This window comes from Allgaiera indica (assembly GCF_900106675.1).
Lineage (GTDB): Bacteria > Pseudomonadota > Alphaproteobacteria > Rhodobacterales > Rhodobacteraceae > Acidimangrovimonas > Acidimangrovimonas indica.
Map to the genome: position 1 here is coordinate 81,030 of NZ_FNOB01000010.1, position 11,904 is coordinate 92,933.

The following is an 11,904-nucleotide window of genomic DNA, read 5'->3' on the forward strand; positions in this document are numbered from 1 at the left end:
CCCTATGGGGACGAATGGAGGAGACGATGCCCAAACGCTTTCGCCTGACCCGCCGCTTTCCGGTCTCGATGACCGAGGACGGCTATCGCCGCCTGAAGCGTTTCGCGAAGGAGGCCGGTCTGGACGAGGGCGAGGCACTGTCCTTCCTTTTTGAGCATTTCGACAGCGTGACCGACGCGGACAACCTTGGCCACCGGCTACGGCTGTTCAATTCGGAACTCGACGCCCGCAAACGCTGAGACAGCAAGCACGAAAAGCACAGGGAGGAACGGATGACTTCTAGCTGGATGACGGACGAGCACAGGATGCTTGCCGAGATGACGCGCAAATTCATCACCGAGGAATGGACGCCCAAGTTCGAGCGCTGGCGCAAGCAGGGCGAGATGGACCGCGACACCTGGGCCGAAGCCGGGGCGCTGGGCCTGCTGTGCCCTTCCATCCCCGAGGAATACGGCGGCGCGGGCGGCGATTTCGGCCACGAGGCGGTGATCGTCGAGGAGGCCTCGCGCGCCAATCTGGCAAGTTGGGGGCACGGCATCCATTCCGGCATCGTGGCGCATTACATCCTGGCCTACGGCACCGAAGAGCAGAAACAGCGCTGGCTGCCGAAGATGGTGACCGGAGAGATCGTCACCGCTCTGGCGATGACCGAACCCTCGGGCGGGTCGGACGTGCAGGCGGTCAAGACCCGCGCGGTGCGCGACGGCAACGCCTACCGGCTGTCGGGGCAGAAGACCTTCATCACCAACGGCCAGCACGCCAACCTGATCCTGGTGGCGGCCAAGACCGACCCTTCGGCCAAGGCCAAGGGCATCTCGCTGGTGGCGCTGGAAACCGAGGGCGCAAAGGGGTTTTCCCGCGGCCGCAACCTTGACAAGATCGGCCTGCACGCGGCGGACACGTCCGAACTGTTCTTCGACAATGTCGAGATCCCGCCCGAGAACATCCTGGGCGGCGAAGAGGGCCAGGGGTTCTACCAGATGATGAAGCAACTCCCGCAGGAGCGGCTGATCATCGGCTGCGGCGCGGTCGGCGCGATGGAGGGCGCGGTCGAGCGCACCATTCGCTATGCCAGGGAACGCGAGGCCTTCGGCGGCAATCTGATGCAGTTCCAGAACACCCGCTTCAAGCTTGCCGAATGCAAGACCAAGACGATGGTGGCGCGCGCCTTCCTTGACGAATGCATTGCCGAGCACCTGAAGGGCGAGCTGACCGTCGACAAGGCGGCGGCGGCAAAATACTGGCTGACCGATACCCAGGGCGAGGTTCTGGACGACTGCCTGCAACTGCATGGCGGCTACGGCTTCATGCAGGAATATGCCGTGGCGGAAATGTGGACGGACGCAAGGGTGCAGCGCATCTATGGCGGGACGAACGAAATCATGAAGGAGCTGATCGCAAGGTCGCTCTGATGGAGGGAAACATGGGCGCAGCGCGGCTTGAACGGTTGGAGGCGGGGGTTTCACACCCCCGCACCCCCGTGGAGTATTTTCGCCAAGATGAAGGGGACCTGCGTTTCGAACCCTTCGGTCGCGCGCGGGCAGCCTGCAGTCCACCCCGCCGCCGCGCCCGACCGTCAGACGGAACGCACGGCGCGCGGCGGGGCTTCACCTTGGGCGGCCATCGGCTCTCCAGCCTGTGCCGCGACCATGATTTTCAGGGATCAGGGTTAATCGTCCGTTACCGGAAGAGTGTCTGCTCTTCATCTTGGTCCAAATACTCAAACACGGCGCCCGCGATAGGCGCAGCATCGGGAGGGATGTGCTGATGACCGCAAAACTTTACTGCTTCGGGGAATCCGGGAACGCCTACAAGGCGGCCCTGACCCTGGCGCTGACCGGCTACGACTGGGAGCCGGTCTATGTCGATTTCTTCAACGGCGAAAGCCGCAGCCCCGAATTCCGCAAGCTCAATGAGATGGGCGAGGCGCCGGTCTTCGTAGAGGGCGACCTGAAGCTGACGCAATCGTGCGTGATCCAGCTGCATGTGGCCGAAAAGACCGGCAAGCTGATGGAAGGCGACCGCAACGAGATCCTGCGCTGGATGTTCTGGGATGCGCAGAAGGGGTCGGGCCAGCAGGGTAGCCTGCGCTTCCTGATGAACTTCCTGCCCGAGGAGAAGCGCCCGAAAGAGGCGATCGGTTGGCTTGGCGGCCGCGTGATGAGCGCGCTCAAGGTGCTCGACGGGCATCTGGCCGGGCGCGACTGGATCGTGGGCGACAAGCTGACGCTCGCCGATATCGCCTGCTGCGGCTACCTCTATTACCCCGAGCCTTACGGGTTCGAACGCAAGGATTTCCCCAATATCGACGCCTGGCTTGACCGCATCGCGGCGCAGCCGGGCTGGAAACACCCCTATGAACTGATGCCCGGCTCGCCCGCCGACCGGGCGTGAAGGAGGATATCATGACCGACGCATTCATTTACGACACAGTGCGCACGCCGCGCGGCAAGGGCCGCAAGGACGGCAGCCTGCACGAAGTCACCGCCGCGCGCCTGTCCGCGCTGGTGCTGAACGAGTTGAAGGCGCGCAACGGGCTGGACGGCCACGCCGTCGAGGACGTGATCTGGGGCAATGTCACCCAGGTGATGGAACAGGGCGGCTGCCTGGCGCGGACCGCCGTGCTGGCCTCGGATCTGGACGAGTCGATCCCCGGCGTGTCGATCAACCGCTTCTGCGCCTCGGGGCTGGAGGCCGTGAACATCGCCGCCAACCAGGTGCGCGGCGGCGGCGGCCACGCCTATATCGCCGGCGGCGTCGAGATGATGGGCCGGGTGCCGATGGGCAGCGACGGCGCCGCCATCGCCGCCGATCCCGACATCGCGATGAAGTCCTATTTCGTGCCGCAGGGCATCGGCGCCGACATCATCGCCACCGAATACGGCTTTTCCCGCGACCAGGCCGATGCGCTGGCCGTCGAAAGCCAGAAGCGCGCCGCCAAGGCCTGGGACGAGGGCCGTTTCGCCCGCTCGGTGATGACCGTGCGTGACGTGAACGGCCTGCCGATCCTCGATCATGACGAATACATCCGCCGCGGCACCGACATGCAGGCGCTCGGCGCGCTGAAGCCCAGCTTCAAGGAGATCGGCGAACAGATGCCGGGCTTCGACAAGGTGGCGATCATGAAATATCCGCATCTCGAGCGGATCGAACATGTCCACCACGCCGGCAATTCCTCGGGGATCGTCGATGGCGCCGCGGGGGTTCTGGTGGGGGATGCCGAATTCGGCAAGCAATACGGGCTGACGCCGCGCGCGCGGATCCGCTCGACCGCCAAGATCGGCACCGATCCGACGATCATGCTGACTGGCCCGGTGACGGTGACCGAGAAGATCCTGCGCGAAAACGGCATGGCGTTCACCGACATCGATCTTTTCGAGGTGAACGAGGCCTTCGCCTCGGTCGTGCTGCGCTTCCAGCAGGCGTTCGACGCCGACATGGACAAGGTCAACGTCAACGGCGGCGCGATCGCCATGGGCCACCCGCTGGGCGCCACCGGCGCGATCATCCTGGGCACGCTGCTCGACGAGTTGGAGCGCAGCGACAAGGAGGTCGGCCTGGCCACCCTGTGCATCGGGTCGGGCATGGGCGCGGCCACCATCATCGAGCGCGTCTGATGGCGGTCTTCCGCAAGGATAGCCTGCCCGAACACGAAAGCGTCTCTGGCTACCCCGCGCCCTACAACCTTGGGCGCGGCAATTTCAGCTACCGTGAACTGACCGAGGCCGGCGGCCTTACGCAGTTCGGCATCGCGCTGCAGACGCTGCATCCGGGCAAGCAATCCAGCCAGCAACATTGGGAAGAGCACGAGGACGAATTCCTCTACATGCTGGAGGGGTCGCTGACCGTGGCCGAGGATCAGACCGAAACGATCCTGACCCCCGGTGATTTCTGCTGCTGGAAGGCGGGCGACCCGGTCGCCCACACCTTGCGCAACCACACCGATGCGCCCGCAGTCTACCTGATCGCGGGCGGCCGTCAGCCACACAACATCTGCCACTATCCGGGCCTCGACCTGTTGGCGACGCCCGCGGGGTACACGCATCTCGACGGAGCCCCCTACCCGAAGGAGGGAGACAAGACATGAGCGATTTTCACTACGAGAAGGGCGCCGACGGCGTCGCCATCATCACCTGGGACGTGCCCGACAAGTCGATGAACGTCATGAGCTTCGAGGGGCTCGAACAACTGGACGCCCATGTCGCGGCGGCGCTGGAGGATGACGCGGTCAAGGGCATCGTCATCACCTCGGCGAAGAAGGACTTCGCCGGCGGCATGGATCTGAACGTGCTGGCCTCGCTGAAGGACAGCGCGGGGGATGAGCCCGCCAAGGCGGTGTTCGACGGGATCATGCGCATGCACGGCGTGCTGCGCCGGATCGAACGTGCCGGGATGGACCCCAAGACCCTGAAGGGCGCCAAGCCGATCGCCGCCGCCCTGCCCGGCACCGCCGCCGGCATCGGGCTGGAACTGGCGCTGGCGACGCACCGGATTTTCGTGGCCGACAACCCGAAGGCCAAGCTCGGCCTGCCGGAAATCCTGGTGGGCCTCTTCCCCGGCGCGGGCGGCACGACGCGGCTGGTGCGCAAGCTGGGCGCGATGGGTGCGGCGCCGCTGCTGCTGGAAGGCAAGATGAACGACCCCAAGAAGGCCAAGGCCGCGGGTGTCATCGACGAGGTGGTCGATGATCCGCTGGCCGCCGCGAAGGCCTGGGTGCTGAATGCCAAGGACAGCGATTGCGTGAAGCCTTGGGACATGAAGGGCTACAAGATGCCCGGCGGCGCGCCCTACCATCCGGCGGGTTTCATGACCTTCGTCGGCGCCGCCGCGATGGTGCATGGCCGGACGCAAGGCGTCTACCCGGCCGCCAAGGCATTGCTGAGCGCGGTCTATGAGGGCGCGCTGGTGCCCTTCGACACTGCCCTGAAGATCGAGGCGCGCTGGTTCACCCATGTGATGATGAACCCCTCCTCGGCCGCGATGATCCGGTCGCTGTTTCTCAACAAGGAGGCGCTGGAGAAGGGCGCGGTGCGGCCCCAGGGCGTGCCCGACCAGAAGGTGCACAAGGTCGGCATCCTCGGCGCCGGGATGATGGGGGCGGGCATCGCCTATGTCAGCGCGCGCGCCGGGATCGAGGTGGTGCTGATCGACGCGGCGCAGGACGCCGCCGACCGCGGCAAGGCCTATTCCGAGGGGCTGATGGACAAGGCCATCGGCCGCGGCCGCGCGACCAAGGAGCAGAAGGAAGACCTGCTTGCCCGGATCACGCCGACCACCGATTATGCCGCGCTGAAGGGCTGCGACCTGATCGTCGAGGCGGTGTTCGAGGATCCCAAGGTCAAGGCCGAGGTCACAGCGAAGGCCCAGGCGGTGGCCGGCAAGGATTGCATCTTCGCCACCAACACCTCGACCCTGCCGATCACCGAACTGGCCAAGGCCTCGGTCGATGCCGAAGGCTTCATCGGCATCCACTTCTTCAGCCCCGTCGACAAGATGGCGCTTGTCGAGATCATCAAGGGCAAGGAAACCGGCGACCGCGCGGTGGCCAAGGCGCTGGATTATGTGCGCCAGATCCGCAAGACGCCGATCGTGGTCAACGACGCGCGCTTCTTCTACGCCAACCGCTGCATCATCCCCTATATCAACGAGGGCGTGCGCATGGTGGCCGAGGGCGTCGAACCGGCGCTGGTCGAGAACGCGGCCAAGCTGGTCGGCATGCCGCTGGGCCCGCTGCAACTGGTGGACGAGACCTCGATCGACCTGGGGGTGAAGATCGCCAAGGCGACCAAGGCGGCGATGGGCGCGGCCTATCCCGACGACGCGGTCGATGACGTGCTGTTCTGGATGTACGATCAGGGCCGCCTGGGGCGGAAATCCAAATCGGGTTTCTACGCCTATGACGACAAGGGCAAGCGCACCGGCCTGTGGCAGGGGCTGGCCGACAAGTACCCCGCGCAGGACGATCAGCCCGACGTGACCGAGGTGCAGCACCGGCTGCTCTTCGCCCAGGTGCTGGAAGCGGTGCGGGCGCTGGAGGACGGCGTGCTGATGGACATTCGCGAAGGCGATGTCGGCGCGATCCTGGGCTGGGGCTTCGCGCCCTGGTCGGGCGGCCCGCTGTCGTGGCTGGACATGCTGGGGGCTGCGCGCGCGGTCGAGTTGTGCGACGGGCTGACCGAACGCTATGGCAAGCGTTTCGCCGCGCCCAAGCTGCTGCGCGAGATGGCCGAGAAGGGCGAAACCTTCTATGGCCGCTTCGCCCCCACCGCGAAGGCGGCCTGAGCCGGGCCCTTCCTTCTGCCACGAAGATCCTCGGGGGGGGCCGGGGGGCAGACAGCCCCCCGGCTTCCTCTTTTCTAGCCGTCGAACCGGTAGCCGAAGCGCGCGATATCCTCGGCGCATAGATCCGCCACCAGATTCCGCGTTCCCGCATCGTAATACCCCCGCCAATCGCGGCGCCGGGCCGAGGCATTGGCGCGTTCCAGCGGGGCAAGCGCAAACCCCAGATGCGCCTCGAACCGGGCGACATCGGTGTTGAAATGTTCCAGCCGGATGAACAGATCGCAACGCTCGCGCCCGTCGGGGCCGCGCAGATAGGCGCCATAGGGCGCCGCCTTGACGCTGTCGCGGGTCTGGGGCGCGCGCAGGAAATCCGCGAAATCGGTAGCCTTGGCCAGATGCACCGCGGGGTGGTCCCAGCCCTGTTCGCGCAACCAATGATAATAGCTGACCATCCGGTCCCAGGGGTTGCGCACCAGGGTGACGATGAAGAAGGCGGCGATCTCGTCGCCGCTCACCAAGCCTTCGATATCGGCCAGGGCGGCGTGCTTCCACAACCGCCCGCGCGCACCCGCGCCCTGCAGCCGCCGCGCGCGGGCCCGCGCCTTCGGGGTATCGCCGATCAGGATGTCGTCCTTCATCGCGCGCGCCTCCAGCGCGAGGCTAAGCGCCGTGCCCCCGGTCTTGGGAATATGAACGAAGATGTAGCGGCGCCCGCGCGAGATGATCATGCGACCGAGAGTGCCCTGTCGCACGCGGGGCGTAAAGCCATCTGCGGAAACGGATATCCCGGCCGCCGCGATGGGCGGGTCGCGCCCGCTTGCCCTCGCCCCGGGGCGTTGCGACCGGTTCCGCCCCCGGCCCGCCCCTCTTTGACAACGGCGCGGCGCAAGCCACCATCCCGTCTTTTCCCCGGCAAGACGCGGGATCCAGGCCATGCGTGATGCGCGCGGGCTTTCCTTTCGTCTTCCGCGCGGTATTACTCGATCAGGCACAATGATTGGGGGGAGGCCGCGCAGATGGGCTGGCTGGCTGACGAGACGGGATTGGAACGCAACGCGGCGAACTATGTGCCCCTCACGCCGCTGTCGCATCTGCGCCGGGCGGCCGACATCTTCGCGACCCGGCCCGCGCTGGTCTATGGCGGCACCCGCCGGACCTACGCCGAATATGCCGCACGGGTAAGCCGTCTGGCCTCGGGCCTTGCCGCGCGCGGGGTGCGGCCGGGTGACGTGGTGGCGACGCTCTTGCCCAACATCCCGGCCCAGGCCGAGGCCCATTTCGGCGTGCCCGCCGCGGGCGCGGTTCTGAACGCGATCAACACCCGCCTCGATGTCGAGACTGTCGCCTATATCTTCGGCCATGGCGGCGCCAAGCTGGTGCTTGTCGACAGCCCGCTGATCCCCCTGGTCGAGGCGGCGATCGAGACGATGGAGGGCCCGCCGCCCCAAATTGTCGAGGTCGCCGATACCGAGGCGGGCCATGTGCCTTCGGGGCGGTACCCGGATTACGAGACGCTGCTGGCCGGGGGCGACCCCGATGCGCCCTGGGTGATGCCGGAAGACGAATGGGAAAGCATCGCGCTTAACTATACCTCGGGCACGACCGGGCGGCCCAAGGGCGTGGTCTATCACCACCGCGGCGCCTATCTGTGCACGATGGGCAACGCGATCGCCTGGCGCATGGTGCTTTACCCCGTGTATCTGACCATCGTTCCGCTGTTTCACTGCAACGGCTGGTGCCACACCTGGATGGTCCCGATGCTGGGCGGCACGCTGGTATGTTGCCGCGACATCACCGCGGCCAACATCTATGCTGCCATCGCCGACGAGGGCGTGACCCATTTCGGCGGCGCGCCCATCGTGCTGAACGCGATCATCAATGCCAAACCCGAGGAACGACGCCCCTTCGATCATGTGGTCGAGGTCTTCACCGCCGGCGCGCCGCCCCCCGCGGCCACCCTGGCCGCGATCGAGCCGCTGGGGTTCAACATCACCCAGGTCTACGGGCTGACCGAGGTCTACGGCCCCGCCACCGAATGCACCTGGAACCCGGATTGGAACGGGGTCGAGGGCGATGCCCGGGCCGAGTTGAAGGCGCGCACCGGCGTGTTGATGCCGATGATGGAAGAGGCGGTCGTGCATGACGAAGCGGGCCGGCCGGTGCCGCGCGACGCCCGCCATCTGGGCGAGATCGCGATGCGCGGCAATGGCGTGATGAAGGGCTACTATCGCAACCCCGAGGCCACGCGCGAGGCCTTCCGCGGCGGCTACTTCCGCTCGGGCGACATCGCGTTCCAGCACGAGGACGGCTATATCAAGATCACCGACCGCGCCAAGGACATCATCATCTCGGGCGGCGAGAATGTGAGTTCCGTCGAGGTCGAGGGCGTGTTGATGCGCCACCCGGCGGTCAGCCTTTGCGCCGTGGTCGCGAAACCGGATCAGAAATGGGGCGAGGTGCCCTGTGCCTTCGTCGAGTTGAAGGACGGCAGCCAGGCCAGCGAGGCCGAGTTGATCGCCTTCGCCCGCGAACGGCTGGCCGGATTCAAGACGCCGAAAAAGGTGATCTTTTCCGAATTGCCCAAGACCTCGACCGGCAAGATCCAGAAATTCGAACTGCGCGCCGTGGCAAAACTGCTGGATGCCTGAGGCGCCGCGCGCCCGGCCCGCGCTCGCCCCCCGGCGCGCACCGCAAAACTGCTCGGGCGCATCCCCACTGCCCTTTGCCCCGGACACGACATGCGGTAGAGTCCCGTGAAAGAGGCACAAAGAGCAGGCCCATGCCGCGCGTCACGGCGCTGTCGAAATACCAACGGCTGGAAAGCCAAGGCATCTGGCGCGAGACGCCGGACGCGCAACGGCGCGATGTCATCGTCTCGTTCGGCGAGGCGTCGCTGGTACTTTCCGACAGCCGCTCGGAATCGGCGTTGACGCATTGGTCGCTGCCGGCGCTGATCCGGATGAACCCGGGCGAGATGCCGGCGCTTTTCACCCCCGGCCCGGATGCCGTCGAAACCCTTGAACTGGACGACAAGGACATGATCGGCGCGATCGAGACCGTGCGCGGGGTGATCGATTCCCATCGGCCGCGCCCTGGCCGGCTGCGCCATGTGCTGATCGCCGGCACCCTTCTGGCGGCGGTGCTCCTGGCGGTGTTCTGGCTGCCCGGCGCGTTGATCCGCCACACCGCGCAGATGGTGCCGGCATCGAAACGTCACCAGATCGGCGAGATGGCGCTTGCCGATCTGACCCGCGTGACCGGACCGCGCTGCAACGGCCATCCCGGCACCGAGGCGCTGGCGAGATTGACCGACAGGCTGTTTCCCGAGGGCGGGGTGCAAATCGTCGTGGTGCCGGGCGGCCCGGCCCGCGCGACGCATCTGCCTGGCGGAATCATCGTTCTAAGGCGCGATCTGATCGAGGATTTCGACGGCCCCGACGTCGCCGCCGGCTACATCCTGGCCGAACGTGCCCGCGCGGCGGAAGCAGATGCCCTGCTTGGCCTGCTGCATTGGGCGGGGCTGGGCGCGACGGTGCGGCTTCTGACCACGGGACAGATGGCACCCGGCGCGCTGCACGGCTATGGCGAGGCGCTGCTGCGTACGGCCAGGCACGCGCCGCCCCCGCCCGAAGGCGCGCTGATCGCTCGCTTCAGGGCCGAAGGTCTGCCGACCACGCCTTATGCCAAGGCGCTCGAAGCGGCCACCCCCCCCGTGCCCCGGACTGCGGCGGAAGCCACCCGGTTGATCGCGGCGGATCCCTTCGCCAAGGGCCAGCCGCCGCCAGCGCTGATTTCCGATGACAGCTGGGTGGGACTGCAGGGCATCTGCGACGAATAGGAAGCCCGCCCTCAGGGGCCGGGCATCTGGGGCCGGGCATCCGGGGCCCGCCACCCAAGAACCGCCATCTAGTTCCGGTATCATGCGCAGGTCAGCTTTCGCGCCTGCCCAAACACGAAGGCGCCCCCACCCAAGCGGGATGGGGGCGCCTCGCTTCTTGCCTGTCTTCTGCCTTCGCTACTGCCGGGTCTTGCCTGTCCCTGGTCGTCTCTTATGTCGTTTTCCGTCCGATCGGAGGCCTTGCGCCTTCCTAGCGGATATAGGCGTCGCCGAAACCCGCGGCGCGAACCTGGCCCAGCGCCGCGGAAAGCTGTGCGGAGGACCCGAACGGCCCCGCCATCACCGTCTGCAGGCTGCGCCCATGCACGCGGACACGCCCCATCGCCACGGGATAGCCCATCGATCGCAGCCGCGCGGCCGTATGGCTGGCATTCGATGGGACGCCGAAGGTGCCCACCTGCACGTAGCTGCCGCCCGCAACGGGTGCGGCGGCGCGCGCCCTGCCGCGGCTTGCGCCGATGTCGTTCAGCGGCGCATGGCGCGTCACCACCACCTGACGCGTCGGGCGCGGCGGCGTGGCCGTCTGCGGGTAGCGCAGCCCGGGATATTGCGCCGCGGCACCGCGCATCGTCGTGGTGTCGATCAGCTTGCGCGGGACCGAATGGGTCCACACCAGATCCATCTGGGCATTGCCCTCGGGGGTGCGCGGCCCGCGCAGGGGGTTCAGGCGGCCATCGTCCCAGGCCGGTTTGTAGCCTGGCGGAACCTCGGGAACGGCAGTGGCCGACCGCGGAAGGCTATTCTGCGACCGGGCGAATATATCGCCCGTGGAAATGGCGGTGTAGACCCGCTGACCATCCGAGCCCGCCGCCGGGGCCGGGGTCGGTGCCGGGGCACGATAGCTGGCCGTGACGCCACCACTGCCGCCCTTGTAGGGCAGCAATGGCTCGGGCGGTGCGATCGGCACATTGGCGCTGCTGTCATCGTCGGGCCGATAATCCGAAGTATAGCTCGGCGCTTGCGGGCCGAGACTATCGACCACCCTGACCACCAGGTAGCGGTTCGACCCGGGCGCGCAGCTGATCGCGCTGCGCCCGTCCGAAAGCCTGTAGACCCGCGAGACCTCGGGCGCGTAAGCGGGGCATTGCACCTTGCTGACCAGATGCACAGGGCGCCCCGCGATCGACGGCCCGCCATCCGCCACGGCCGGGATCACCTGGGCAGCCGGGGCGCGAGCACGCCGCAACGCCCTGGCGGCCGGCACCGCCGCGACCGACGTGCCGCTGGCGACGCCCGGGGTGCTTTGCGCCGAGAAGGTTTTGGCGCTTCCGCCCGCGACATCCGGCCGTGTGGGGGCGGCAGCCGCCACCTTATCCGCAGCCGGGGCGGGCGCGGGGGCCGAGGCGATCTGCTTGGGCTTTTGCGGGGTCAGCGGCATCGACATCGAGAAGCTGCCCTCGTGGTTGGGGCGGGTCTCGTTGGCCGCAAAAGTGGGCTTGTAGCCGCACATCAGGCGCCGGTCACGCGTGACACGCGGCACCCACGAGGTTTGCGAGCCAAACCCCGCGCGCATGAAGATGCAACCGCTGCTGTCGACGAACTGGTTGCCCTTGAACTTCGCCGGAGGCAGCTCAGCCGGGCCTTGCGACTGGTCCATCGTCCGCGCCAGCCCCATCTGGGGGGCCAGACCGGTCGCCACCATCGCCACCGCGAGAACTCGAAACAACATGTCTACCCCCTTCGTGCGTTGGGGAATCATGCCGGAAGCGGGTCGCTGAGTAAAG

The 11,904-nt window shown here is 67.0% G+C and carries 10 protein-coding genes; 8 read left to right on the forward strand and 2 right to left on the reverse strand.

All coding sequences use genetic code 11. From position 1 onward, the window contains the following. The first annotated feature begins 26 nt into the window (after positions 1–26). The 6 genes from BLV97_RS10945 (at position 27) to BLV97_RS10970 (ending at position 6,282) form a co-directional block, all read left to right on the forward strand. Positions 27–239, forward strand: a complete 213-nt coding sequence (locus tag BLV97_RS10945) for a hypothetical protein (protein ID WP_035846236.1) — start codon at positions 27–29, stop codon at positions 237–239. A gap of 33 nt (positions 240–272) precedes the next feature. After that, a complete protein-coding gene (locus BLV97_RS10950; RefSeq protein ID WP_035846128.1) occupies positions 273–1,412 on the forward strand; it encodes an acyl-CoA dehydrogenase family protein in 1,140 nt (379 codons plus the stop codon). Positions 1,413–1,767: 355 nt separating this feature from the next. Next, a complete protein-coding gene (locus BLV97_RS10955; RefSeq protein ID WP_035846126.1) occupies positions 1,768–2,394 on the forward strand; it encodes a glutathione S-transferase family protein in 627 nt (208 codons plus the stop codon). Positions 2,395–2,405: 11 nt separating this feature from the next. After that, positions 2,406–3,617, forward strand: coding sequence for an acetyl-CoA C-acetyltransferase (locus BLV97_RS10960; RefSeq protein ID WP_035846124.1), 1,212 nt, complete (start codon positions 2,406–2,408; stop codon positions 3,615–3,617). Then, positions 3,617–4,087, forward strand: coding sequence for a cupin domain-containing protein (locus BLV97_RS10965; protein ID WP_092164060.1), 471 nt, complete (start codon positions 3,617–3,619; stop codon positions 4,085–4,087). Before BLV97_RS10960 ends, BLV97_RS10965 begins: the two co-directional genes overlap by 1 nt. Continuing rightward, entirely contained in the window at positions 4,084–6,282 is a 2,199-nt protein-coding gene (locus BLV97_RS10970; RefSeq protein WP_035846119.1) for a 3-hydroxyacyl-CoA dehydrogenase NAD-binding domain-containing protein, read from the forward strand. The genes BLV97_RS10965 and BLV97_RS10970 overlap by 4 nt, the downstream gene beginning before the upstream one ends. A 74-nt stretch (positions 6,283–6,356) precedes the next feature. Here the strand turns inward: BLV97_RS10970 and BLV97_RS10975 are convergent, their stop codons facing one another. Further along, a complete protein-coding gene (locus tag BLV97_RS10975) occupies positions 6,357–7,010 on the reverse strand; it encodes a sulfotransferase family 2 domain-containing protein (protein ID WP_035846117.1) in 654 nt (217 codons plus the stop codon). Between the two features lie 288 nt (positions 7,011–7,298). Here BLV97_RS10975 and BLV97_RS10980 point away from each other — a divergent pair, with 288 nt between their 5' ends. Then, complete coding sequence (locus BLV97_RS10980) at positions 7,299–8,930, forward strand: AMP-binding protein (RefSeq protein WP_092164061.1); 1,632 nt, start codon at positions 7,299–7,301, stop codon at positions 8,928–8,930. Positions 8,931–9,061: 131 nt separating this feature from the next. Further along, entirely contained in the window at positions 9,062–10,120 is a 1,059-nt protein-coding gene (locus BLV97_RS10985; protein ID WP_035846103.1) for a hypothetical protein, read from the forward strand. A 250-nt stretch (positions 10,121–10,370) separates the two neighbouring features. On the opposite strand, the gene BLV97_RS10990 is transcribed toward BLV97_RS10985, so the two are convergent. Beyond that, on the reverse strand, positions 10,371–11,849 hold the full coding sequence (locus BLV97_RS10990) for an SPOR domain-containing protein (RefSeq protein ID WP_035846101.1): 1,479 nt from the start codon (positions 11,847–11,849) through the stop codon (positions 10,371–10,373). Positions 11,850–11,904: the final 55 nt, after the last annotated feature.

Coding starts and splice junctions, on each gene's coding strand:
- BLV97_RS10945 (WP_035846236.1), top strand. CDS start 27: ATGCCCAAACGCTTTCGCCTGACCCGCCGCTTTCCGGTCTCGATGACC.
- BLV97_RS10950 (WP_035846128.1), top strand. CDS start 273: ATGACTTCTAGCTGGATGACGGACGAGCACAGGATGCTTGCCGAGATG.
- BLV97_RS10955 (WP_035846126.1), top strand. CDS start 1,768: ATGACCGCAAAACTTTACTGCTTCGGGGAATCCGGGAACGCCTACAAG.
- BLV97_RS10960 (WP_035846124.1), top strand. CDS start 2,406: ATGACCGACGCATTCATTTACGACACAGTGCGCACGCCGCGCGGCAAG.
- BLV97_RS10965 (WP_092164060.1), top strand. CDS start 3,617: ATGGCGGTCTTCCGCAAGGATAGCCTGCCCGAACACGAAAGCGTCTCT.
- BLV97_RS10970 (WP_035846119.1), top strand. CDS start 4,084: ATGAGCGATTTTCACTACGAGAAGGGCGCCGACGGCGTCGCCATCATC.
- BLV97_RS10975 (WP_035846117.1), bottom strand. CDS start 7,010: ATGATCATCTCGCGCGGGCGCCGCTACATCTTCGTTCATATTCCCAAG.
- BLV97_RS10980 (WP_092164061.1), top strand. CDS start 7,299: ATGGGCTGGCTGGCTGACGAGACGGGATTGGAACGCAACGCGGCGAAC.
- BLV97_RS10985 (WP_035846103.1), top strand. CDS start 9,062: ATGCCGCGCGTCACGGCGCTGTCGAAATACCAACGGCTGGAAAGCCAA.
- BLV97_RS10990 (WP_035846101.1), bottom strand. CDS start 11,849: ATGTTGTTTCGAGTTCTCGCGGTGGCGATGGTGGCGACCGGTCTGGCC.